Genomic DNA, 23673 nt, shown 5'->3' with positions numbered 1-23673 from the left:
GAAGGTCGCGACTCATCCGTCAGCACTGCGAAAACATCCGTCATCACTACGAAAGAGCAGTTTTCCGGCGAAGGCCACTCGAACCAGGGGAGCTCCGGCTCTCCCCGACTGGCCGGATGTCTGCGCTGGTAGGCTGGCCACGGCTGCTGACCCCGTGCGGGAGAGCTCTCCGGTCGACGAAGACGCCGACCGGAGGCGCCGAAGGAGCAAATCCTCCCCGGAATCTCTCAGGCACCTGTACCGCACGGACGAGGTCACTCTGGAAAGCAGAGCGGGTGTCGACGGCTTCCGCTCTCACCGACGGTGAAAGCCGGGTCGCAGCGAGCGGGCGGTCCGGTGAAGCTCTCAGGTTGAGATGACAGAGGGGGAGGCCGTCCGGGTACCCGCGCCGTGGTGCCCCTCGTAGGTCGCAATCGACCAGGAGGCCTCCGCACATGAACGCCCCTCGCATTCCGCTCTCCCAGCTGGAGCGCGGCATTCCCTTCGAGCAGCGCCACATCGGCCCCGACGCCGAAGCCCGCGCCAAGATGCTCGCCCAGGTCGGATACGGCTCGCTCGACGAGCTGACCGCCGCCGCCGTCCCGGACGTGATCAAGAGCGCCGAGGCGCTGCAGCTCCCCGGTGAGCGCACCGAGGCCGAGGTCCTCGCCGAGCTGCGGTCCTTCGCCGACCGCAACGCGGTCCTGGCCCCGATGATCGGCCTCGGCTACTACGGCACGTTCACGCCGCCGGTGATCCTGCGCAACGTCATGGAGAACCCCGCCTGGTACACGGCGTACACCCCGTACCAGCCGGAGATCTCGCAGGGTCGGCTTGAGGCGCTGCTGAACTTCCAGACCACCGTGGCCGACCTGACCGGGCTGCCCACCTCCGGCGCCTCGCTGCTCGACGAGGGCACCGCGGCGGCCGAGGCCATGGCGATGTCGCGCCGGGTCGGCAAGGTCAAGGACGGCGTCTTCCTGATCGACGCGGACGCGCTGCCGCAGACCGTCGCCGTGATCGAGACGCGGGCCGAGCCGACCGGCGTCGAGATCGTCGTCGCCGACCTGAGCGAGGGCATCCCGGCCGAGGTGGCCGAGCGCGGGGTCTTCGGCGTGCTGCTGCAGTACCCGGGCGCCTCCGGTGCCGTACGCGACCTGAAGCCGGTGATCGAGCAGGCGCACGAGCTCGGGGCGATCGTGACCGTCGCCGCCGACCTGCTCGCGCTGACGCTGCTGACCTCGCCCGGCGAGCTGGGCGCGGACATCGCGGTCGGTACGACGCAGCGCTTCGGCGTGCCGATGGGCTTCGGCGGGCCGCACGCCGGCTACATGGCGGTGCGCGAGAAGTTCGCGCGCAGCCTGCCCGGCCGGCTCGTCGGCGTCTCCGTCGACGCCGACGGCAACAAGGCGTACCGCCTGGCGCTGCAGACCCGTGAGCAGCACATCCGCCGCGAGAAGGCGACCAGCAACATCTGCACCGCGCAGGTGCTGCTCGCCGTCATGGCGGGGATGTACGCCGTGTACCACGGTCCGCAGGGCCTGAAGGACATCGCCCTGCGCACCCACCGCTACGCCACGATCCTCGCCGAGGGCCTGAAGGCCGGCGGCGTCGAGGTCGTGCACGGCGCCTACTTCGACACCCTCACCGTGCGTGTGCCCGGCCGCGCCGCGGACGTCGTGAGCGCCGCGCGCGAGCGGGGCGTCAACCTGCGCCTCGTGGACGCCGACCAGGTCTCCCTCGCCTGCGACGAGACCACCACGCGCGCCCAACTGGCCGCCGTGTGGGCCGCGTTCGGCGTCGAGGCGGAGACCGAGGCGCTTGACTCGGCCGTCGCGGACACGCTGCCCGAGGACCTGCTCCGTACCGACGCGTACCTCACGCACCCGGTGTTCCACCAGTACCGCTCCGAGACGGCGATGCTGCGCTACCTGCGCCGGCTCTCCGACCGGGACTACGCGCTCGACCGCGGCATGATCCCGCTCGGCTCCTGCACGATGAAGCTGAACGCGACGACCGAGATGGAGTCCGTCACCTGGCCCGAGTTCGGCGCGCTGCACCCCTTCGTGCCCGCCGAGCAGGCGCAGGGCTACCTGACGCTGATCCGCGAGCTGGAGGAGCGGCTGGCGGAGGTCACCGGCTACGACAAGGTGTCGCTGCAGCCCAACGCCGGTTCCCAGGGCGAGCTGGCCGGTCTGCTCGCGGTGCGCGGGTACCACCGCGCCAACGGTGACGAGCAGCGCACCATCTGCCTCATCCCGTCCTCCGCGCACGGCACGAACGCCGCGAGCGCCGTGATGGCCGGCATGAAGGTCGTCGTCGTGAAGACCGCCGACGACGGTGAGATCGACGTCGAGGACCTGCGCGCCAAGATCGAGAAGCACCGCGACGAACTCGCCGTGCTGATGATCACGTACCCCTCGACGCACGGTGTCTTCGAGGAGCACGTCGCCGACATCTGCGCGCAGGTGCACGACGCCGGCGGCCAGGTGTACGTGGACGGCGCGAACCTCAACGCCCTGGTGGGGCTTGCCAAGCCGGGCCGGTTCGGCGGCGACGTCTCGCACCTGAACCTGCACAAGACGTTCTGCATCCCGCACGGCGGCGGCGGTCCGGGCGTCGGCCCGGTCGGCGTGCGCGCGCACCTGGCCCCGTACCTGCCGAACCACCCGCTGCAGCCCGCCGCGGGCCCGGAGACCGGGGTCGGCCCGATCTCGGCGGCGCCGTTCGGCTCGGCCGGCATCCTGCCGATCTCCTGGTCGTACGTCCGGCTGATGGGCGGCGAGGGCCTGAAGCGCGCCACGCAGGTCGCGGTGCTCGGTGCGAACTACATCGCCAAGCGCCTGGAGCCGCACTTCCCGGTGCTCTACACCGGTCCCGGCAACCTCGTCGCGCACGAGTGCATCATCGACATCCGGCCGCTCAGCAAGGCCACGGGCGTCACGATCGACGACGTCGCCAAGCGCCTCATCGACTACGGCTTCCACGCGCCGACCATGTCGTTCCCGGTCGCCGGCACGCTGATGATCGAGCCGACCGAGAGCGAGGACCTTGCCGAGCTCGACCGGTTCTGCGAGGCGATGATCGCCATCCGCGCGGAGATCGACAAGGTCGGCTCGGGCGAGTGGCCCGCGGAGGACAACCCGCTGCGCAACGCCCCGCACACGGCCGCCGTGCTCGCGGGCGAGTGGGAGCACGCGTACAGCCGCGAGGAGGCCGCGTTCCCGGCCGGTGTCGAGGCGTCCGACAAGTACTGGCCGCCGGTGCGCCGCATCGACCAGGCCTTCGGCGACCGCAACCTGGTCTGCTCCTGCCCGCCGATCGACGCGTACGAGGGCTGAGAGGCCCGTAGGCACGGGTGACCCCGTGAGCACAGGTAACCCCGTGAGTACGGGTAACTGAGCGCAAAAATGGGCCGGTTCGGAGAGTGATCTCCGGGCCGGCCCGTTGTGTGCGATGTGCCTACGCGGCGCGGACCACGCCGTCGGTGCCGAGTGGGCGGTGCGGGGCGATGATCTGGCCGTTGGGCAGCAGCTCACCGGTGTCCTCGAAGAGCAGGACTCCGTTGCACAGCAGGCTCCAGCCCTGCTCCGGGTGGTGCGCCACGAGCAGGGCGGCCTCCCGGTCGGCGGAGTCGGCTGTGGGGCAGGGTGGCTGGTGCTGGCACATGGGTGTGTTCTTTCGGTGTGTCGTGGCTGAGTGTGTCGTGGCTGGGATCTGTGTCCTGCGACTCGATGCGGCGTTCATTCCGCCCCCCGTTTGTGTGTCGGTCGGATCCAAGTGTTGCCCTGCAGACGTGATTCCGCAGGCATTTGACGACAGCGCTCCACACCGGAGCAGGACGCGTCACCCGTGCGGCTGGTTCAGCCAACTCCGTTGTCTGTTCGGGTGGTTCGGGGTGGTCGAATGGGGCTAGTCCGGTTGGGCCGGTCAGGCGGGTGAGCCGAGCAGGGGCGGCGGCGCGGGCGTGATCCGGTGGGTGAGGACCGGCAGCAGATCCGCCACGCGGTGCGGCCGGTGCGCGGCGATGCCGGGCGGGGCGGGCGCGAGGGGCACGAGGAGGTCCGTAGGCCGGGGCGTGCCCTCGCCCGGGTCGGCGGCCAGGTCGCCGTGCAGCCAGAGCGTGAGCATGTACAGCTCGGGCACGGACAGGAGCCGCGGCTGGTACGGCGCCGGCAGGGCCTCGGCCTGGCGCAGGGCGCGTTCGGTGGCGGTGGCGTACGGGCCCTCGAAGAAGTGCGAGAACGTCCAGCCGTCCGGGGTGAGCCTGGTGTCGGCCGCGGCCACGGCCTGTGCACCGGCGTGGAGCAGGAAACGCCATCCCGTCAACCGGGTGCGGGCCGGGCCGCCGAGGGGGCTGATCCGGTCCAGCACATGGACGGGCAGCGGGAGTTCGGGGCGTACGGGACCTGTGGCGGCGCGCAGGGCAGGGGTGCGCGCCTCGCGCACGGCCGTGGGGGAACCGAGTGCGGCGAGGACGCTGCGCAGGGCGGGCGCTGGGGCGGTGCGGGGGTGCAGCGGCATGGTGGGTCGCCTCTCGTTCGACAGGCTTGGGTGCGCAGGTGGCGGCGGGCGCACCGGGCAGAGCGGGACGGCGCTGTCGGCTCTGGGAGCGAGAGGGGGCGGGGGACGGACGTCCCGGGAGCGCCGGCTCTCTGCCTCGTTCGCGGAGTTTATACGACGTATGTTCAGACTTTGTTTCATCTAGCCGTATCCGCAAGGGCCCGCAAGTCGCTATTCGGTCGGCCCAATTCCGCGTTCGTCCAGGGGTTTTGCGAGGACCGTCTCCATGACCTCGGGATCTGTTCCGCGAGGGGTCGGCCTGATGTCGTCGGAGATTTTCACCAGGCATGTACGGCGTGCAACTGCGCTTTGTCTCTTGCCTCTTGAATGTGCCGTACGGCAACAGGGTTGAGCCTAGTGGCCGATGGGCATGTGCGGGGCGTTATCGATCACATTGCCTGGGCATCCTCCTCCGTGGCGCAGCGGCATGCGGTGGGCTGCCCAATCGAGGAGGGACGCTTCGATGGGGGAGAAGGTCGCGGCCGGTGCGTTCGACCTGGCCGACAGGCAGCGGTACCGCAGGAAGGTGCAGCAGTGTCTCGCGGCACTGCGGAGACTCCTGGAGGAGGAGCGTTTCGAGCGGCCGCAGAATCTCATGGGGATGGAGATAGAGCTGAATCTCGCGGGGCCCGACGGGCTGCCGAGGATGCTGAATGCGGAAGTGCTCGAACGGATCGCGAGTGGCGATTTCCAGACGGAACTCGGCATGTTCAACCTGGAAGTCAATATTGCCCCGCACCGGCTCGGCGGCCGCGTTTTCGACCAGCTCGCCGAGGAGTTGCGCACGGGGCTCGGGTACGCCCAGCGAAAAGCCAACGAGGTCGCCGCCGGGATAGTCATGATCGGTATCCTGCCGACGCTCGGCGAGGAACATCTGGTGACCGCGAACCTTTCCGCGGTGGAGCGTTACAAGCTGCTCAACGACCAGATGGTCGCGGCCCGCGGCGAGCATTTCAGCCTGGACATCGAGGGCGTGGAGCGGCTTGTGTGCACGTCCACGTCGATCGCCCCGGAGTCGGCGTGCACGTCCGTGCAGCTGCATCTGCAGGTGACCCCGGGCCGGTTCGCGGACGTCTGGAACGCCGCGCAGGCGGTGGCCGCCGTACAGATCGCCCTGGGGGCGAACGCGCCGTTCCTGTTCGGGCACGAGCTGTGGCGCGAGTCGCGGCCGCCGCTGTTTCTGCAGTCCACGGACACGCGGCCGCCCGAGCTGCAGGCTCAGGGGGTGCGCCCGCGCACCTGGTTCGGGGAGCGGTGGATCTCTTCGGCGTACGACCTCTTCGAGGAGAACCTGCGCTATTTTCCGCCGCTGCTGCCGATCTGCGACGAGGAGGACGCGCTGCGGGTGCTCGACGACGGCGGGGTGCCGGGCCTCGCCGAGCTGGCGCTGCACAACGGCACGGTCTACCGCTGGAACCGTCCGGTGTACGGGGTCGTGGACGGCGTACCGCATCTGCGGGTGGAGAACCGGGTGCTGCCCGCCGGGCCGACCGTCGCGGACGTGATCGCGAACGCCGCGTTCTACTACGGCATCGTGCGGGCCCTCGCCGAGGACGCGCGCCCGGTGTGGTCCAGGCTGCCGTTCGCGTCGGCCGAGCGGAACTTCGACGCGGCCTGCCGGTACGGCATCGAGGCGGAGCTGGAGTGGCCCCGCCCCGGGCGGTTCGGCGGTACGCAGATGCTGCCCGCGGTCGATCTCGTACGGGACGAGCTGCTGCCGTTGGCCGCGGCAGGGCTTGACGCCTGGGGGGTGGAGCCGGGGGACCGGGACTTGTATCTCGGGGTGATCGAGGGGCGGTGCCGACGGCGCATGAACGGGGCGTCCTGGCAGGCGGCGACCTTTCACCGGGCGGTACGGGGCGGATTGGCGCGCGGGGAGGCGCTCGCGGCGACCACGCGCCGGTACGGCGAGCTGATGCACCGGGGGGAGCCGGTGCACACCTGGCCGGTGGGGCTGTTGCCGGGGCCGGCGGCGGCGACTCCGTGACCCCGTGCTGCGGTTGACGCCGTGACGCCGTGACGCCGTGACGCCGTGACGCCGTGACGCCGTGACGCGGCCGACGCGGCCGACGCGCGACGCCGCGACGCCGTGACGCCGTCATGCGGTCGTGCTGCCCGAACAGGCCGGCGCGCTCGGCCTGGCCGGCCACCTGACCCGCCTTGCCGACGGCGTCAGCTGCCCGAGTTGCCGCCCGCCGCGATGATCGCCTTCAGGATGACGTCCTGCATCTGGGCCGGGTCGTCGATCTGGTAGCCGGTGCCGCCCGTCGCCGCCGCGATCTCCTTGACCTCCTTCTTGTCGGCGTCCGGGCCGACGGCGATCGCGATCAGCGGCACGGGCCGCCTCGGGTCGGCCAGCCGCTCCAACTGGTCGACCAGGGCGCGGCGGCTGATCGACCCGGGGTCCTGGTTGGCGCCGTCGGTGAGGATCACCAGGGCGTTGAACTTGCCCTTCACGTACGACTTCTGCGCGTCCTTGTACGCGGCGAGGGTGGTGTCGTACAGGCCGGTGTAGCCCGGCTTGGGGCGCAGGGCGCCGTACGCGGCGATGAGGCGCTCGCGCTGGGTGGTGCCGTCGCCGGTGTGCTCGCCGAGGCGGCGGGTGTCGACCAGCTTGCGGTAGTCGCGCATGCCGTCGAGATAGGTGGCGAACTCCCAGACGCCGATCTCGTCCTCGGAGGTGAACTGCGAGAGCGCGCGCACCAGGGACGCCTTGGTGACCTCCAGGCGGGACCGACCGCGGTTGGGCACGATCTCGCCCATGGAGTTGGAGACGTCGACGACCGTGGTGAGGCGGGCGCTCTGCACCGTGATGGTCCACATGCCGAGCGTGGCCCGGACCTCCTTGGGCTCCGGCGGCTCGGCCGTCGCCGTGGCGTAGGGCTGGGGCTCGCTGCCGCCCGCCGCCGTCACCAGCTCCTCGGACGGTTCCCGGGCACCGGAGCGGAATCCGTGCTTCTCCAGCAGGCCCAGGCTGTCCCGCTCGCCGAGCAGCGCCATGAAGCGCAGCGCCGCCCGGCTCTCGTCGGTGCTCATGTGCGATTCGTCGACCAGGGTGTACGGGTAGTCCAGCTGCGGCGTGCCGTCCTCGGGGTAGAACAGCTGCAACTGTCCGTCCGCGGCCGCCTCCTGGTTGTGGGTGAACGCGGCCTGCTCCGAGACGATCAGCGCCTGGTTGCGCCGGGGGTTGGCCTGCTCGGCGTCGGAGTCGTCCCGGGCGAGCGTCTCCAGGGCGCGGCTGTCGGTGTCCGACACGCGCTGGGCGAGGAGCTTCGCGGTGGCGGCGACCTGGGTGTCGCTCTGCGGGCCGTCGGCCTTCGCCGCGGACGCGCCGATCTTCGTCAGGGCGAGCAGTCCGCCGGCGCTGCGCGCCGGGTCGGCGGCCCCGAGGCGGAGCTCGTCGTCCTCGGTGGCGAGCGCGGTCAGCTCGGCCCAGGTGTACCGCTTCTCCGGCCAGCCGACGGACTGCGCGGCCGAGGGCACCATGCCCATGGTCACGGGCGTCGACGCGATGTTCCCCGCCGGGGTCAGGGCCGTCTCGTTGGCGCCGAGGGCCGCGCGGTCCACCCACAGCTCGGAGTCCGGCACCCACACCTCGAACTCCGGGCTCCCGTCGTCCTGCAGGGACCCGGCGACCTTGTGCGACTCCTTGGCCTGCACGCGTACGTCGAGACAGCGGCCGTCGGACGTCACGTCCCGGTCGCGGGCGCGGTCGGCGGCCTCGTCCAGGACCGGGGCGATATCGGGCGAGGCCAGGATGTCGACCCGGACCGCGTCGTCCTCGCAGGAGCCCGCGAACGTGAGCAGGCCGCCCCGCGCGGCGACACCGGCGCCCGTCGCCACGCCGAGCACCAGGACCGTCGCGATGGCCACGGTGCGGCGGCGGGAGCGGCGACGCGATCGCGCCATGTCCGTCGCGTACGTGTCGGGCCCGGCGGGCTCGGGCGTTTGCTGACGTCCCATGGCGGTGGTGCCCCTCCTCAGGTGCGCGGCGGGGCCATCGGAACGAGGCGGCGGGGCCTCGCGTCGACGTACGCTCCCCCTCGGCTGTCGCGCACGATCTTCGTACCTGCTTTCGAGACCTTAGCGGGTGAGGAGGGGGATGCGCCGCGATTGAACAGATGGAGGCAGGAGTGCAGTCGGAGGCAGGGCCGTTGGCCGGTTCTTTTCGCCGGGAACGTCCGACAAGACGGATCTTCCGGGACGAGACGCTGCTCGTCCTCGCGCTGTCACTCGGCGCGAGCGCGGTGTCCGCGCTGATCAGCTTTGTCGGCTCGGCCACAAGACCGGGCGGCTTGAAGGACCAGGCGGCCACGCTCAACGCCTCGGCCGCACCCGGCCGCCCGTGGCTCGATCTCGCCTGGCAGCTGTTCGGCATCGCGACGGCCCTGGTGCCGGTGGCGCTTGTCGCGCACCTGCTCGTACGCGAGGGCGCGGGGATGCGCGCGCTCGGCTTCGACCGGCGGCGACCGCTGCCGGATCTGGGGCGCGGGGCGGTGATCGCGGCAGGGATCGGCAGCACGGGCATCGCGTTCTATCTGGCGACGCGGGCGCTCGGGTTCAACCTGACGGTGGTGCCGGAGGGGCTGCCGGAGGTGTGGTGGAAGTTCCCGGTCCTGATCCTGTCCGCCGCGCAGAACTCGATCGTGGAAGAGGTCATCGTCGTCGGCTATCTGCTGCGCAGACTCGACCAGTTGGGCTGGTCGCCGGGGGCGTCGATGGCGGCGAGTTCGGTGCTGCGCGGCTCGTACCACCTCTATCAGGGCATCGGTGGCTTCATCGGCAACATGGTGATGGGTGTGGTCTTCGTGTACCTGTACCGCCGCTGGGGCAGGGTCGGGCCGCTGGTGGTGGCGCACACGCTGCTCGACGTGGGGGCGTTCGTGGGGTACGCGCTGCTCGCGGGCAAGGTGGGGTGGCTGCCCACGGCGTGACGCGGGGCCACCCCGACGCGCCGCGTCAGGCGTGCAGTTCGCCCTCGATCACGGTGACCGCCCGGCCGGTGATCAGGGTGCGGTCGCCGAGCAGCGCGGTGCGTACGCGTCCGGAGCGCCGGGAGGCCTGCAGTCCGGTGAGCTCGTCCCGGCCCAGGCGCCGGGACCAGTACGGGGCGAGGGCGGTGTGGGCGCTGCCGGTCACCGGGTCCTCGTCGATGCCGACGCGCGGGAAGAAGCAGCGCGACACGAAGTCGTACCCGCGGGCGGGGTCGTCGGCGCGGGCGGTGGCGATGATGCCGCGCTCCGAGTGGGCGACGAGCGCCTTGTGGTCGGGGTCGAGGGCGTGCACCGCCTGTTCGTCGGCCAGCTCGACCAGCAGGTCGCCGACGGCCCGCCCGGTGTCGACGGCCGCGACGGGCTGCGCGCCGAGCGCCTTGGCGATGGCGTGGTCGACGGTGATCTCGGTGAGGTGCGCGGTGGGGAAGTCGAGGGTGATCGCGCCGTCGTCGTGGGCGGTGGCGGTGAGCACGCCGGAGCGGGTGGCGAAGCGCACGGGCCCGGTGGCGGCGCCGGTGGTGTGCAGGACGTGTGCGGTCGCCAGGGTGGCGTGGCCGCACATGTCGACCTCGGTGGCCGGGGTGAACCAGCGCAGCGCCCAGTCGGCCTCGCCGCCGACGGGGAGCGGGTGGGCGAAGGCGGTCTCGGCGTGGTTGACCTCCATCGCGACGTTCTGCAGCCAGGCGTCGGAGGGGAAGGCGTCGAGGAGGAGTACGCCGGCGGGGTTCCCGGCGAAGGGTCGGTCGGTGAAGGCGTCGACGATTCGGATCCGCATGGGCCCGACGGTACGGGCGCGGAGCGGGGCGGAACCAAGGCCAATTGCGGATCGGTGGCCCGGCTTTCCGGCGGACTGGACTGCTGCACGACAGGTCGAGTAGGAGCACGGGCAGCCCGAGCCCGGCGAGGTGCGCCATGACCTTGCGAGGACCGCAGCCCAGGCCCGCGACCGGGCCCGGCCGGGTGGGCCGGGTGGGCCCGGTGGGCCTGGCGGGTGGAGCGCGCGGGGTCGGCGGTGTCGGTCACGCTGTCGACCGTAGGGGAGGGGGCTGACAATCGCTCCGCCGCGCATGCGGCACCCTCACGGCGAGCGCTGCGCCGACGACCGCTCTTCGGCCTCCCGGGCCGTGCGCTCCAGGCGTTCGCGGTACTCCTCCCACCAACGGGCGTCGCCCGGCGGAATGTTGTCCTTGCCCTCGTTCAACCCGACGGACCCGTCGAGGAGTTCGCGCAGGATGTCGGCGTGCCCGGCGTGCCGCTGGGTGTCGGCGACGACGCGGGTGACGGCGTGGTGCAGCGTCACCTCGGCCCGGTCGCTCGGCCACCACGGCACCCTGCCGACGGTGTCCAGGGGCAGCGCCGCGAGCGTCGCGTCCGCGTGTGCCCAGGCCCGGTGGTAGAGCCCGACCACGAAGTCCCGCGACTGGCCGGCGGTGGCCCACATGTCCGCGTTGGCCTCGGCGTCCTCGGCGACCCAGGGGAGCGGTTCGCCGGACGGCCTGCCGAACGTGTCGCCGAGATAGCCGAGTTCGACGCTCGCGGCGTGCTTGACGAGTCCGAGGAGGTTCGTGCCGGTCGGCGTGAGGGGGCGGCGGGCGTCGTACTCGGAGAGCCCTTCGAGCTTCCACAGCAGCGCGTCGCGGGCGGACTGGAGGTAGAAGCGCAGGTCGTCCTTGAAGGGCGCTGTCGGGTCCGTTGCAGTCATGCGGCCAGTCTGCCGGAGGAGCGGTGGGCGCCTGGCCGGCCGGGCCGGGTCCTCGGTCCGACGTGCGGGCAGCACAGGTCGGGTTCGGCAGGGAGTGGGTCGCTCCCGACCTCCTCAGCCTCATGCAGCGGAGCTCCCCTTGCCATTCGAACGCTTCCGATATATCGTCGAACCATCGCGATAGAGACGTGATGGATCAATGGATCAATGGTCCCGCTGGATTCGTGATGCGCACGTCGCAGTGGATCGAAGCGAGGAAAACCCGACGTACAGAGACGTACAGACGTACAGACATGAAGAGGAAGTGGTTCCCATGCGTTCGCACGGACACGGGCCTGGGCCCGGACGCGGTCATGGACACGGTCGCGGCCCCGGGGGCTGCGGTGAGTTCGAGGGGCGGAGGTCGGCCTTCGGGCCCTTCGGGCCCGGATTCGGCGGACCCGGCGGCCCCTGGGGCGGTCGCGGTCGAGGGGGCGGGCGCGGCAGGGCCCGGCGTGGAGACGTACGCGCGTCGATCCTGGCGCTCCTGAAGGACCGGCCGATGCACGGGTACGAGATGATCCAGGAGATCGCCGAACGCAGCGGCGGGGCGTGGAAGCCCAGCCCCGGTTCGGTCTACCCGACGCTCCAACTCCTGGAGGACGAGGGCCTGATCGCCAGCGAGAGCGAGGGCGGCAAGAAGCTGTTCGCGCTCACCGAGGCCGGTACGGAAGCTGCCGCCGAAGGGCCCGAGGCCCCTTGGGAGGACGCCGGCCGCGGCGTCGACTGGGAGACGGTCAACGAGATCCGGCAGGCCGGTTTCGGGCTGATGGAGGCCTTCGGCCAGGTCTGGAAGACGGGCTCGGCCGAGCAGCGGCAGAAGGCCCTCGCGGTCGTCAACGAGGCCCGGAAGAAGCTGTATCTCATCCTGGCCGACGAGGACTGACGAGGACTGACGAGGACTGACGAGGACTGACGAGGACTGAAGAGTGGCGCCCTGGACGGCTGGCCGGTCGGCGCGGCGGCGCCCACCCCGTAGGGAGGGCGCCGCCGCGCCGTCTCGTGTCGGACTCAGACCACCAGAGCCGTCAGCTTGCGCAGCGACTCGTCGAGTGCGGCCGACGCCGAGTCCTTGAGCTTCCCGGCCATCAACGTGACCGCCGCGCCGGTGAATTCGCCGTCGATCCGCACCTTCGTGCCGTCGCCGTCCGGCGTCAGCGAGTAGCGCGTGCCGACGTTCACGCCCATCGGGCCCTTGCCGCGGATGGAGAGCGTGCGGCCGGGGTCCAGCTCGTCGACGGTCCACGTGACTTCGGCCGGGAAGCCCATCAGCTTCATGTTCTCCTCGAACGTGCCGCCCTGTTCGAGCGAGGTCGGCGCCCCCTTCGGGAAGCCGGTGTGGGTCGTGCTCCACTCGCCGTAGACGGAGAAGTCCGTGAGCTTCGCCCAGACCTTCTCGGCGGGCGCCTCGATGCGTGCTTCGGCGGTGACTTCGGCCATGTGCGACCACCTCTCTCGTCGGGCGCTGCGGCGGGCGCAGCCGGTGTGTCGCGGAACGTAGCGGCAGGGTGGGGAAGTTTCAAGACTGACGGGCCGTCAGAATCCGGTTCCGGTGGCCCCATTGTTCTGGTGCAGGTTGCCTATGCGGCGTATCGCCGCGGTGTCGAACACGTCGTACGCGCGCGCGTGCGGCCCCTCGTCGTGGCAGTGCCAGGCCTCCCAGAAAAGGTCCCCCAGGAGTGCGTCCGGCGGCGCGTACACGCGGTAGACGTAGCTCCTGCCGTCGACGGCCGCCAGGGCCACCAGCCAGCAGCCGTACTCCTCGGTGTCCTCGTCGGGGTCGGAGAACTCCGCGTACTGGTCGTACTCGTCGCACGGGTAGTCGTAGCTGTGCTCGTAGTCGTACTCGTGCCCGTACTCGTACCCGTACTCGTACCCGTACTCATGCGCATGGCTCGGCGCACTGCGGGGGGTGCAGTGCGGGCCGGAGGGCATGTGGGGCTTCCTTCGCCGTGGTGCGTGAGTGGTCCCGGAGGTGCGGTGTCAGGTGTGGATCTGGTGGGGCTCTCCTGTGGGACGTGTGGGGGTGGGACATGGTTGCGCAGGGGGAGCGAAGCAAGACGGCGCGCGCCCCTTCGGGCAGAACGGTCGGATCTCATCCGTAAGGAGGAGAACCCGCACATGCATGCCCAACCTGTGTCGGACGCGAAAATGCTTCCCGGCGGGGATGCTACGGCCGATCGCGGCTGATGGGGTGGGGGTTGTGCATAGCTCGCCCCCGGCCGCGGAGTCCGGCCCGACCCGTACCGCCGCCGACGACCGGCTCAGCGTCGAGCTGACGTCTGTCGTCGCAGGCGCGCGCAGACGTGCGCTCCGGGACGGGGACCGGCACATCGACACCGCACACCTGCTGCACTCGCTGCTTGAGACCGACCCGGCGGTGAGCGCCCTCTTCGACGGCGGCCAGGTCGCCCGCCTCCTCGGCTATCTCGTCCAGCGCAGCATCGGGTACGGGCTGCAGTGGCAGGGCGCGGTCGAGGACTCCGGCGCGATGCCGGTCGTACGAGAGGCCGCGGGCTGGTCCCCGGCCGCCGCCGGCGCCATGGAGGCGGCGCTCGTACGGGCCGGGGCGCGCGGAGCCCGTCAGGTCGGCGGGGTCGACCTGCTCGTCACCCTCGCCCAGGACCCGGAGTGCCGGGCCGTGGAAGTGCTCGGGCGCGCGGGGGTCGACCCGGCGGCGCTGGTCGCGGCGGTGACGGCGGCGGCCGACTGATCGCGCCGCCCTCACCCGGCGCGACGCCGACTGCCGGTCTCGCGCAGTGAGATGTCAGGCGCAACACTGGTGACGCTCATTACGCGACTGTCATGATGTGCCGGTGTCTACGTCTCAGGAGATCCAGGGGAACCCGGCAGGACCGGGAGTTCGGGGCGGCCGGGGGACGGGGGCCGGCCGTGGCGCCGGGCTCGGTCTCGCGCTCGTCTCGGCGTTCGCGTTCGGCGGTTCCGGTGTCGCGGCCAAACCGCTGATCGAGGCCGGGCTCGACCCGCTGCACGTCGTATGGCTGCGGATCGCCGGCGCCGCCCTGATCATGCTGCCGCTCGCCTGGCGGCACCGGTCGCTCCTGACGCGGCGGCCCGCGCTGCTCGCCGGCTTCGGACTGCTTGCCGTCGCGGGTGTGCAGACCTGCTACTTCGTGGCGATCTCCCGCATCCCCGTCGGTGTCGCGCTGCTCATCGAGTACCTCGGGCCCGCGCTGGTGCTCGGCTGGATCCGGTTCGTGCAGCGGCGGCCCGTCACCCGCGCCGCCGCGCTCGGCGTCGTCCTCGCCGTCGGCGGCCTGGCCTGCGTCGTCGAGGTGTGGGCGGGCATGCGCTTCGACGTGCTCGGCGTGCTCCTCGGCCTGGGCGCCGCCGTCTGCCAGGCCGGCTACTTCATCCTCGGCGACCACGGCAGCGACGCCGGCGAGGAGGCCCCGAACCCGCTCGGCGTCATCGCGTACGGGCTGCTCATCGGCGCCGTCGTCCTCACCGCCGTGTCGCGCCCCTGGACCATGGACTGGTCGGTCCTGAGCGGCCGGGCCGACATGGACGGGACGTCCGTACCCGGTCTGCTGCTGCTCGGCTGGATCGTGCTGATCGCGACCGTGCTGGCGTACGGGGCCGGGGTGATGGCCGTACGACGGCTCTCGCCGCAGGTCGCGGGAGTCGTCTCCTGCCTGGAGGCGGTCATCGCGACCGTCTTCGCGTGGATCCTGCTCGGCGAGCACCTGTCCGCGCCGCAGGTCATCGGCGGCACGATGGTCCTGGTCGGCGCGTTCATCGCGCAGAGCAGCACCCCGGCCAAGGCCGCCGCCGAGCCGGTGGCGGGCGGAATGCCGGACAGGGAGGGCGAGTTGTCGCCCTCGCGCACCACCGCGTAACGCCCCCTCGCGCACGACCACGTAACGCCCCCTCGCGCACGACCGCGTAACGACTGCCGCACCGCGGGCCCGGCCGTGGGCGACACGGCCGGGCCGCAACGCCGTGCGCCCGTCAGAGCGCCCTCAGGTAGTCCGGCACCGCCACCCCCGGCGCCAGGTCGTCCGCCGGGACCGGCGCCCCGTATGCCCGGGCGACGGGCAGGACGCCGCTCCAGTACGGCAGCTCCTGGTCCTCGGGGTCGTCGTTGGGGCCGCCCGTGCGCGCCTTCGCCGAGACCTCGTTCAGGTCGAGGCTCAGCACCGCGGTGGCGGCCAGTTCCTTCGCGTCGGCCGGACGCGAGTCGGCGGCCCGTCCCGGGACCACGTGGTCCACGAACGCGTCCAGGGCGCTGCGCTTCTCCTCCGGGTCCGTCACCGGGTGGGCGGTGCCGTGCACCACCACGGAGCGGTAGTTGATCGAGTGGTGGAAGGCCGAACGGGCAAGGACCAGACCGTCCACATGCGTGACCGTCAGGCACACCGGAAGCCCCGGATCCTGCCGCCCGGCCTCGCGCAGCGGGCGCGAGCCGGTGGAACCGTGCACATAGAGGCGCTCGCCCACCCGCCCGTACAGGGTGGGCAGGACGACCGGCGCGCCGTCGCGCACGAAACCCAGATGGCACAGGTAGCCGGCGTCGAGTATCGAGTGCACCGACTCCCGGTCGTACGCGGCGCGATCGCGGGCGCGGGTCGGCACGGTGCGGTCGGTCGGGGCATACGCGGCGGGCGCTGGCTGCACGGACATTGCGATCTCCATTGCACTAGTGCATAATCAGGTTTGTGCTAGGAGAGTATCGAATTTCGGGGCGGCGCGCAGCCGACATCGCGGCCAGTGTGGAGCGCGGCATCGCCGACGGCATGCTGGAGCCGGGCCAACTACTGCCACCGATGCGGGAGTTGGCGGGCGAGCTGGGCGTCAATCCCAATACGGTCGCGGCCGCGTACCGCACGCTGCGCGAGCGCGGGGTGATCGAGACCGCCGGGCGCCGGGGCAGCCGGGTGCGGTCCCGCCCGGCCAGCTCCGCGCGTGACGCGATCGGCGTGGACGTCCCGGAGGGCGCGCGCGACGTGTCCTCCGGCAACCCCGACACCGCCCTGCTGCCCTCCCTGGCCGGCGTCCTTGCCGCGGCCGGCGAGCGCGCCGACCGGCAGCCGGTGCTGTACGGGGACCCTGCGGTGGAGCCCGAACTGGCGCGCGCCGCGCGGGCGCTCTTCGACGCCGACGGCGTGCCGGACGGGCCGATCGCCGTCACCTCGGGCTCCCTCGACGCCATCGAGCGCGTGCTCGACGCCCACCTCAAGCCGGGTGACGCGGTCGCCGTGGAGGACCCGGGCTGGGGCAGCCTCCTGGACCTCGTGCCCGCGCTCGGCCTGCGCGCGGTGCCCGTCGGGGTGGACGACGAGGGGCCGCTGCCCGACGAGGTGGAGCGGGCCCTGCGGGGTGGCGTCCGCGCGCTCGTCGTCACCGACCGGGCGCAGAACCCGACCGGCGCGGCGGTCAGTGCGGCACGCGCGCGTGCGCTGCGTTCCGTGCTCGCGGACCACCCGCAGGTCCTGCTGGTCGAGGACGACCACGGCCACCACATCGTCGACGTCCCCCTGCACCCCCTCGCCGGAGTCACCGAGCGCTGGGCGGTGGTGCGCTCCACGGCGAAGGCGTACGGCCCCGACCTGCGCCTCGCGGTGCTCACCGGGGACCCCGTCACCCTCGACCGGGTGCGCGGCAGGCAGCGGCTCGGGCCGGGATGGGTCAGCAGGGTGCTGCAGTACGCGGTGACGCGGCTGTGGTCGGACAAGGCCGTGCACGCGCGCGTGGTGGCGGATTCCTACGGGCGCAGGCGGGAGGCGCTGATCGCGGCCCTGGCCGAGCGGGGCGTCGCGGCGCACGGTCGTACGGGCATGAACGTCTGGGTCCCGGTCGCCGACGAGACCGGCGCCGTCGCCCGGCTGCTGCACGCGGGCTGGGCGGTCGCCCCGGGCGCCCGTTTCCGGATGAACGCCGGCCCCGGCGTACGGATCACGGTCTCGGCCCTCGCTCCGGACGAGATCGGTACGGTGGCCGACGCGGTGGCGGCGGCGGTGGGCGGGGGGCAGGCGCGCCGTTACGGGTGACGGCGCGCCTGCCTCAGCGGCGTGCTGACCGGCGCGCCCGCGACTGCGTCAGCGCCGCGCCCGCGATGACGATCAGCGCACCCACCGGCGTGGACCACGTCAGCGGCTCGCCGAGCAGGGCGACGCCCGCGGCGGTCGCGATCACCGGGATGAAGTACGTGACCATCTGGGCCGTCGTCGGCCCCACCTCGGAGACAAGGCCGAACTGCAGCAGCACGGCGAGCCCAGTCCCCAGGGCGCCGAGCGCGGCGACCGCGAGCAGCGGGACAAGCGGCAGGCGGGCCGGGAGGGACGTGAACAGTGGGGTGACGACGGCCAGTTGGGCCGTGGCGAGGAGCAGCTGGCCGCCCGTGAGGGACAGGTTCGAGTGCGGGTTCCCCGCGAGCGTGCGGCGGACGTAGATCCAGCCGACCGGGTAGCTCAGGGAGGCCAGCAGTGCCAGCGCCGTGCCCCGCACGTCCAGGCCGCTGAAGCCCTGCCAGGCGCCGAGCACCGTGAGCACCCCGAGGAAGCCGAGCCCGAGCCCCGCCACCCGGCGCCGCGTCGGCCGGTCCTCGGAGAGCGCGACGAGCGACAGGATCATGCCCCACAGCGGTGAGGTGGCGTTGCAGATGCCCGCCAGCGTCGACGGGATGGTCAGTTCCGCGTAGGCGAACAGGGAGAACGGCAGGGCGTTCAGGAGCAGCCCCGCCACGGCCAGATGGCCCCAGGTCCGCAGCCCGCGAGGCAGCCGCTCCCGCTTGACCGCGAGCGCCACCCCGAGCACCGCGCTCCCGAACAGCAGCCGCCCGAACGTGACTTGGAACGGCGCGAAGCCCTGCGTACCCACCTTGATGAGCAGGAAGCTGAAACCCCACACCAGAGTGAGCGCGGCGAAACGGATGCGCCAGTCCAGGGCGGGACGGGTGCGCCCTTCGGCCGGCGCGGAGGCCGGTGGGGGAGGGGGAGGGGGAGCGGTGCGGGAGGTGGTGCGGCGCGTGGTGACGGAAGCCATGCCTCTCACGATGACCGAAGCAATTTCGTAGAACAAGCGAGAATTTGTCAGTGGGACTGCGTAGTATTGCTTACATGTTGAATCTGGAGCGCCTGCGCACCCTCGACGCCCTGGCCCGGCACGGCTCGGTGAGCAAGGCCGCCGCCGGGCTCCATGTGACGACCTCGGCCGTCTCGCAGCAGATGACCAAGCTGGAGCGCGAGGTGGGCCAGCAGCTGCTCGCCAAGAACGGCCGCGGCATCCGCCTCACCGACGCCGGGCAGCTCCTCGCGGACCACGCGGGCCGGATCCTGTCGCAGGTCGAGCTGGCCCAGTCGGACCTGGAGGCGCAGCTCGGCCGGGCCGTCGGCGAGCTGCGGATCGCCGCGTTCCCCACCGCCGCGCGCGGGCTGTTCCCCGCGGCCCTGGTGGCGCTGCGCCAGGAGCACCCCGGACTGCGGGTCAGATCAAGGGAGTTGGAGCCGGAGGAGGGCGCAGCGGCGGTGGTCCGCGGGGACCTGGACCTGGCGGTGGTGCTCGACTGGTACAACAAGCCGCTGCCGGTGCCCGACGGCCTGGCGAAGGCCCCGCTGCTCGACGACCCGGCGGACGTGGTGCTGCCTGCGCGGCACCCGCTCGCCACCCGCGCGGAGATCGCCCTGGAGGAGCTGGCCGGCGAGGACTGGATCTCCTGGCCCGATGGCGCGTACTGCGCGGACTGGCTGCTCTACACCCTGCGCGCCAAGGACATAGAGCCGCGGGTCCGGCACTTCGCCGAGGAGCACCACACCCAACTCGCCTTCGTCGCCGCCGGACTGGGCGTGTGCATCACCCCGCGCCTGGGGCGCGGCCTGCTGCCGGAGGGGGTGAGCGTGGTGCCGGTGCGGCAGGGCGTGCGGCGTCATGTGTACGCGGTGTGGCGCGCGGACGCCGACCGAAGACCGTCGATCCGCGCGGCGGTCACGGCCCTCAAGGAGGCGGGGGAATCGATCGCTTAGGTGGCGGGCCGCCGCCGGCTATGGGCTCACCTCAGTGCGGTCAGCTTGCGGAAGTCCCAGGACACGATCGAATCCGGCGCGAGGCGGACCCAAGCGTGGCGGCCGTCGTGCGGCATCACGTCCATGCCGAACAGCTTCCGGGCGAACAGCTTCTCCGGAACGGCCAGTTCGGGACACGGCTCACCCGTGCGCGGCGCCTCGCCCACGAACTCGACGCTGCCGGACAGCTCCACCCCGCGCAGCTCCCCGTACTCCTCGCCCGCGTCGACCACCACCGCGATGCGCGGGTCGTGGCGCAGGTCGGACCAGCGCTTGCTGCGGGTGATCGAGTACAGCCACAGCGCCGATCCGTCCCAGGCGAACCAGAGCGTGCCGGCGTGCGGGGCGCCGTCCGCCGCGACCGTCGCGACCCGGCAGGTGCGCTGCTCCGCGAGGAACGCGTCACGCTCGTCCGGCGTCATCATGATCTTGCGGCCCCTGCGCTGCGTACCGGCCATGGGTCCGTCCTCCCTCTCGCCGGAAGCCAGCCGTGACCCCACAACTGACTATGCATCAGGAAATCATGAACGCTCTTCCACCGGTACGCAATGGGGGCTACCCTCCGCCGCATCCGAGGCCAGCGACAGGGGGAACCATGCCGTCCAGCGCACAGCTCGCCGAACTGCTCGACCCCGCCACCACCGCGCTGCTCACCGTCGAGTGCCAGCAGGGTGTCGTCGGCGAGGACAGCGCGCTGCCCGAACTCGCCCGCGAGGCCCGGGAGTCAGGGGCGCTCGGCAACGTCGCGCGCCTGGTCGCGGCCGCGCACGCCGCCTCCGTCCAGGTGCTGCACGCGGTGGCGGAGCGGCGCCCCGACGGCCGGGGCGCGGGGCGCAACGCCCGGCTCTTCCGCGCGGCGGAGCGGCTGCCGGTGCAGCAGTTGTCCGGTACGCGCGCGGTGCGGGTGGCGCCGCCGATCGAGGTCGCCGAGGAGGATTTCGTCGTACGGCGGCTGCACGGGCTCTCGCCGGTCGCGGGCACCGACGTCGACCCGCTGCTGCGCAACCTCGGCTGCCGCACCCTGGTCGTCACCGGCGTCTCGACCAACGTGGCCATCCCCAACGCGGTGTTCGACGCGGTCAACCTGGGCTACACGGCGGTCGTGCCGGCCGATGCGATCGCGGGGGTGCCGTCCGATTACACGCCTGTGATGATCCGCAACACGCTGTCGCTCGTCGCGACGGTCACGGCCACGGAGGACGTGCTGAGGACTTGGAAACGGGAGCCTCAAGCGGAGCGCTAGAGGGATGCCAGGGGGCCAGGGGGCCAGGGGGCCAGGGGGTGTGAAGGGGCGGGTGGGGCGGGAGAGGTCCGACGGGGCCTCTCCCGCGTCCGTCCCGCAGGCCCGTCAGGCCAGCCGGATCTCGTCGCCCGAGACCTCGATCTTCGCGCTGGGCAGCGGGCGGGTCGCCGGGCCGTTCGCCACGCTGCCGTCCGCCACCGCGAACTTGCTGCCGTGGCACGCGCAGTTGATGGTGCCGCCCGAGACGCTCCGTACGACACAGCCCTGGTGCGTGCAGGTGGCCGAGAAGGCCTTGAAGTCGCCGGCGGTCGGCTGGGTGACGACGACCGTCTCGTCCTTGAAGATCTTGCCGCCGCCTTCGGGGATGTCGGAGGTCTTGGCGAGCGGGGCGCCGCCCGAGCCGCCGGTGTCGCCGCCCGTCTCCTCCGTCGCGCCGTCGGTGGGAGCGCCCGTGTCCGCGCCCCCGGTGGGGGTCTCCTCGGAGCCGGGTCCGGAGTCGTCCGAACCGCCGCACGCCGTCACGGCTGCGGCGAGCCCTGCGGCGCCCACGGCTGCCACGACGGTGCGCCGGGCGGGGTCCAGGCGAGGGGTGTCCTGCGATGCGGCCATGCCATCCTCCATTGCGGGGTGTGCGGTACGGGGCGTTGCGCGGATCCGGTACGGGCGGCCGGCGCGGGGCGCACGCCGGGGGAGCGGCCCGTCGACCGGGCTCTGACGAGGTGTACGACGCACTCCCCGGTGTCGTTCAACGCCGATGTGGTTCAACGTTCCAATGCCCGCGCCGTGAAATCCAGCGGACGCACGGGTCGCCCCGCCGATGTGACCCTTGCGTTCAACGACGTCCGCAGGAACGCGAGCTCGTGCCGCAGCAGCATGTCGGCCACGCCCTCGCCGTTCGCGCCGTGCGTCGCCGTGGCCAGCGGGAGCACCGCATGCGGGCGGCCGGCCGCGAGCAGCGCCGCCGAAAACCGCAGCATGTGTGCGACCACCACATTGTCGTCGGCGAGGCCATGGACGAGCAGCAGGGGGCGCGTGAGGCGGTGAGCATGCGTGGGGAGTGAGGCGGCATCGTAGAGGTCGGGCCGCACGCCCGGGTGTCCCAGGAAGCGCTCCTTCCAGTACGTGTCGTACAGCCGCTGGTCGGCCGTGGCCGCACCCGCGACAGCCGCATGGAACACGTCCGGCCGCAACAGCACCGCCCCGGCGGCCAGATAGCCGCCGAACGACCAGCCGCGGATCGCCACCCGGCCGAGGTCGAGGTACGGGTGCCGCTCCGCCGCCGCGTGCAGCGCGTCCACCTGGTCGTCGAGGACGGGCGTCAACTGGTCCCCGTGGACGGCCCGTTCCCACGCCCTGCCGCGCCCGGGAGTGCCCCGCCCGTCCGTGACGAGGACCGCGAAGCCCTGGTCGGCGAACCACTGGCACACGGCCGACGGCCAGCTGGGCGCCCGCACGACGAGCTGCACGCCGGGCCCCGAGTACGGGCTGAGCAGCACCGGAAGCCGCCCGCAGCCGGGCTCGTACCCCCTCGGCAGGAACAGCCGCCCGCGCAACTCCCGCTTGCTGAGCCGGAGTTGCACGGGCGCGTGCCGCACCACGGGACGCGCCGCGACCGACTCGATCCGCCCCACCTGGACGCCCGCGTGATGCACGCCCGCGCGCGGCGGGTCCACGCGCGGCACGCCCGCGCGCGGTGGGTTTTCGCGGGGCGGGTCCTCGCGGGGCACGTCCTCGCGCGGCGGTTCCTCGCGCCGCACGCCCGCGCGGAGCCGGTCCTCGCGGAGCCGGTCCTCGCGGAGCCGGTCCCCGTGGAACCTGTCCTCGCGCATCAGCCGTACCGTGTCGCCGTCCGGTGTCCGGGTCTGCAGGACCAGCAGCGTGCCGGGGCCGGGCACGGCGGTGTGCAGGCCGGGGCCCTCGCTGATCCGCTCGCACCCCCGGCCCGCCTCGTACGACCACACATGGGTCTCCTCCGGGTCCTCGCTCGCCGCGCACAGCACCCGCTCGCCGACCGTGCCGAGCACCTCGCGTACATGCAGCCCCCGGGGTGTCACGGCGGCCCCGTCGACCTCCAGGCCGTCCGCGTCGCCCACCGCGCGGTGCACGATCAGGGCGCCGGACGCGGTGCGCGCGGGCGTGCCGGGCAGGGCGGTCACCCAGTGCGCGTCGTGCCGTCGGTGCAGCACCTCAGCGGCGCCCGTGTGCGGGTCGAGCGCGCAGACGTACTCCGTGCGCTGGTCGCGGGTGAGGACGGCGGCCAGCGGGCCGTGCGCGTCCCACGCGACCCCGGTGACGTACTCGAAGGCCGGGTCCGTCCACTCGCCCGCCGGCCGCCCCTCGGCGTCCGCGGCGGCGGGCAGCCGCACCCGCACCGGCTCGCCGGACAGCGGCAGCACACGCAGCGTCGTCACGGCGTTGGCGGTGCCCGCCGCCGGGTACCGGAACGCCCGCGGCGGCCGCTCCGGACGCGCCGGGTCCGACTGGTACCAGAGCTGCACGGGACCGTGGTCCACGCGCGCGACGAGCAGCGCCGTACCGTCCGGCGCCCACCAGTACCCCCGGTGCCGGCCGATCGACTCGGCCGCCGTGTGGTCGGCGAGCCCGTACGTCACGTCGGCGGACTCCGGCACGGCCAGCGCCCGGTCGCCCGCACCGTCGATTTCCACCACGCGCAGCGCGCCCCGCGAGACGTACGCGATCCGGGAGCCGTCCGGCGACGGCCGCGGGTCGACCACCGGCCCGGCCGTCGGCACGCGCTGCGGCAGAGAGCCCCCGGGCGTCACCACCCACAGGGCGCCGCCGAGCGAAAACGCCACCACGCGCGCGTGCCGGTCGCAGGCGTACGCCACGATGCCGTCCGACGACTCCCTGGCCCGCTCCCGCCGTACCCGCTCCTCCTCGGGCACCGGGCCCTCCCCGTTGAGCACCATCGGGTCGGCGAGCACCCGCTCCGCCCCGTCCTCGTGCACCCACAGCCGGCTCACCGGGTCGGTGCCGCTGGTCGACCGCAGGAACAGCACGCGGGTCCCGTCCGGCGCGACGGTGAAGGCGCACGGCGCCCCGAGCGTGAACCGTCGCGTACGCGCGAACTGCCTCGGAAAGTCCGGCTTCTCCGTGGCGGCTGATTCCATC

At 72.5% G+C, this 23673-nt stretch carries 21 protein-coding genes and 1 riboswitch; of the genes, 9 read left to right on the top strand and 12 right to left on the bottom strand.

What is annotated here, in order from left to right; genetic code table 11:
• Positions 1 to 147: 147 nt before the first annotated feature.
• A riboswitch (glycine riboswitch) is annotated at positions 148 to 253 on the top strand.
• A gap of 181 nt (positions 254 to 434) precedes the next feature.
• A complete protein-coding gene (gene gcvP / locus QIS99_RS18260; protein ID WP_282514584.1) occupies positions 435 to 3320 on the top strand; it encodes an aminomethyl-transferring glycine dehydrogenase in 2886 nt (961 codons plus the stop codon).
• Between the two features lie 121 nt (positions 3321 to 3441).
• On the opposite strand, the gene QIS99_RS18255 is transcribed toward gcvP, so the two are convergent.
• Positions 3442 to 3648 carry a DUF5999 family protein gene (locus tag QIS99_RS18255; protein WP_282514583.1) on the bottom strand — a complete coding sequence of 69 codons (207 nt, stop codon included), beginning with the start codon at positions 3646 to 3648 and terminating at the stop codon, positions 3442 to 3444.
• A gap of 261 nt (positions 3649 to 3909) precedes the next feature.
• Positions 3910 to 4503 carry a hypothetical protein gene (locus tag QIS99_RS18250; RefSeq protein ID WP_282514582.1) on the bottom strand — a complete coding sequence of 198 codons (594 nt, stop codon included), beginning with the start codon at positions 4501 to 4503 and terminating at the stop codon, positions 3910 to 3912.
• 502 nt (positions 4504 to 5005) lie between these two features.
• Here QIS99_RS18250 and QIS99_RS18245 point away from each other — a divergent pair.
• A complete protein-coding gene (locus QIS99_RS18245; protein ID WP_282514581.1) occupies positions 5006 to 6529 on the top strand; it encodes a glutamate--cysteine ligase in 1524 nt (507 codons plus the stop codon).
• Positions 6530 to 6714: 185 nt separating this feature from the next.
• Here the strand turns inward: QIS99_RS18245 and QIS99_RS18240 are convergent, their stop codons facing one another.
• Complete coding sequence (locus QIS99_RS18240) at positions 6715 to 8505, bottom strand: substrate-binding domain-containing protein (RefSeq protein ID WP_408909580.1); 1791 nt, start codon at positions 8503 to 8505, stop codon at positions 6715 to 6717.
• Positions 8506 to 8675: 170 nt separating this feature from the next.
• On the opposite strand from QIS99_RS18240, the gene QIS99_RS18235 reads away from it, so the two are divergent.
• Positions 8676 to 9476 carry a CPBP family intramembrane glutamic endopeptidase gene (locus tag QIS99_RS18235; protein WP_282514579.1) on the top strand — a complete coding sequence of 267 codons (801 nt, stop codon included), beginning with the start codon at positions 8676 to 8678 and terminating at the stop codon, positions 9474 to 9476.
• 25 nt (positions 9477 to 9501) lie between these two features.
• Here the strand turns inward: QIS99_RS18235 and QIS99_RS18230 are convergent, their stop codons facing one another.
• Entirely contained in the window at positions 9502 to 10311 is an 810-nt protein-coding gene (locus QIS99_RS18230) for a PhzF family phenazine biosynthesis protein (protein ID WP_282514577.1), read from the bottom strand.
• A 303-nt stretch (positions 10312 to 10614) separates the two neighbouring features.
• Positions 10615 to 11238, bottom strand: coding sequence for a DinB family protein (locus QIS99_RS18225; RefSeq protein ID WP_282514576.1), 624 nt, complete (start codon positions 11236 to 11238; stop codon positions 10615 to 10617).
• A 313-nt stretch (positions 11239 to 11551) separates the two neighbouring features.
• Between QIS99_RS18225 and QIS99_RS18220 the strand changes: the two genes are divergently transcribed.
• On the top strand, positions 11552 to 12163 hold the full coding sequence (locus QIS99_RS18220) for a PadR family transcriptional regulator (RefSeq protein WP_282514574.1): 612 nt from the start codon (positions 11552 to 11554) through the stop codon (positions 12161 to 12163).
• Between the two features lie 125 nt (positions 12164 to 12288).
• Here the strand turns inward: QIS99_RS18220 and QIS99_RS18215 are convergent, their stop codons facing one another.
• Positions 12289 to 12717 carry a type II toxin-antitoxin system Rv0910 family toxin gene (locus QIS99_RS18215; protein WP_282514572.1) on the bottom strand — a complete coding sequence of 143 codons (429 nt, stop codon included), beginning with the start codon at positions 12715 to 12717 and terminating at the stop codon, positions 12289 to 12291.
• Positions 12718 to 12813: 96 nt separating this feature from the next.
• A complete protein-coding gene (locus tag QIS99_RS18210; protein WP_282514601.1) occupies positions 12814 to 13020 on the bottom strand; it encodes a hypothetical protein in 207 nt (68 codons plus the stop codon).
• 424 nt (positions 13021 to 13444) lie between these two features.
• Here QIS99_RS18210 and QIS99_RS18205 point away from each other — a divergent pair, with 424 nt between their 5' ends.
• Positions 13445 to 13990: a Clp protease N-terminal domain-containing protein gene (locus QIS99_RS18205; RefSeq protein ID WP_408909583.1), complete on the top strand. Its 546-nt coding sequence runs from the start codon at positions 13445 to 13447 to the stop codon at positions 13988 to 13990.
• Between the two features lie 97 nt (positions 13991 to 14087).
• Complete coding sequence (locus QIS99_RS18200; RefSeq protein WP_408909579.1) at positions 14088 to 15137, top strand: EamA family transporter; 1050 nt, start codon at positions 14088 to 14090, stop codon at positions 15135 to 15137.
• 112 nt (positions 15138 to 15249) lie between these two features.
• On the opposite strand, the gene QIS99_RS18195 is transcribed toward QIS99_RS18200, so the two are convergent.
• On the bottom strand, positions 15250 to 15933 hold the full coding sequence (locus tag QIS99_RS18195) for a pyridoxamine 5'-phosphate oxidase family protein (protein ID WP_408909578.1): 684 nt from the start codon (positions 15931 to 15933) through the stop codon (positions 15250 to 15252).
• A 23-nt stretch (positions 15934 to 15956) separates the two neighbouring features.
• Here QIS99_RS18195 and QIS99_RS18190 point away from each other — a divergent pair, with 23 nt between their 5' ends.
• A complete protein-coding gene (locus tag QIS99_RS18190) occupies positions 15957 to 17288 on the top strand; it encodes an aminotransferase class I/II-fold pyridoxal phosphate-dependent enzyme (RefSeq protein ID WP_282514568.1) in 1332 nt (443 codons plus the stop codon).
• Positions 17289 to 17301: 13 nt separating this feature from the next.
• Here the strand turns inward: QIS99_RS18190 and QIS99_RS18185 are convergent, their stop codons facing one another.
• Positions 17302 to 18282, bottom strand: coding sequence for a DMT family transporter (locus tag QIS99_RS18185; RefSeq protein ID WP_408909577.1), 981 nt, complete (start codon positions 18280 to 18282; stop codon positions 17302 to 17304).
• Between the two features lie 74 nt (positions 18283 to 18356).
• Here QIS99_RS18185 and QIS99_RS18180 point away from each other — a divergent pair, with 74 nt between their 5' ends.
• Entirely contained in the window at positions 18357 to 19259 is a 903-nt protein-coding gene (locus tag QIS99_RS18180; RefSeq protein ID WP_282514566.1) for a LysR family transcriptional regulator, read from the top strand.
• A 26-nt stretch (positions 19260 to 19285) separates the two neighbouring features.
• Here QIS99_RS18180 and QIS99_RS18175 read toward each other — a convergent pair whose 3' ends face one another.
• A complete protein-coding gene (locus tag QIS99_RS18175; RefSeq protein WP_282514565.1) occupies positions 19286 to 19756 on the bottom strand; it encodes a pyridoxamine 5'-phosphate oxidase family protein in 471 nt (156 codons plus the stop codon).
• 137 nt (positions 19757 to 19893) lie between these two features.
• Between QIS99_RS18175 and QIS99_RS18170 the strand changes: the two genes are divergently transcribed.
• A complete protein-coding gene (locus tag QIS99_RS18170) occupies positions 19894 to 20541 on the top strand; it encodes an isochorismatase family protein (RefSeq protein WP_282514564.1) in 648 nt (215 codons plus the stop codon).
• 105 nt (positions 20542 to 20646) lie between these two features.
• On the opposite strand, the gene QIS99_RS18165 is transcribed toward QIS99_RS18170, so the two are convergent.
• Positions 20647 to 21150, bottom strand: a complete 504-nt coding sequence (locus tag QIS99_RS18165) for a Rieske (2Fe-2S) protein (RefSeq protein ID WP_282514563.1) — start codon at positions 21148 to 21150, stop codon at positions 20647 to 20649.
• A gap of 152 nt (positions 21151 to 21302) precedes the next feature.
• Positions 21303 to 23672 carry a prolyl oligopeptidase family serine peptidase gene (locus QIS99_RS18160; RefSeq protein WP_282514562.1) on the bottom strand — a complete coding sequence of 790 codons (2370 nt, stop codon included), beginning with the start codon at positions 23670 to 23672 and terminating at the stop codon, positions 21303 to 21305.
• Position 23673: the final 1 nt, after the last annotated feature.

It is taken from the genome of Streptomyces solicavernae (genome assembly GCF_029968095.1).
Taxonomy (GTDB): Bacteria; Actinomycetota; Actinomycetes; order Streptomycetales; family Streptomycetaceae; genus Streptomyces; species Streptomyces solicavernae.
The sequence above is the reverse complement of the archived record's forward strand: the minus strand, read 5'-3'. Positions and strand labels throughout refer to the sequence as shown.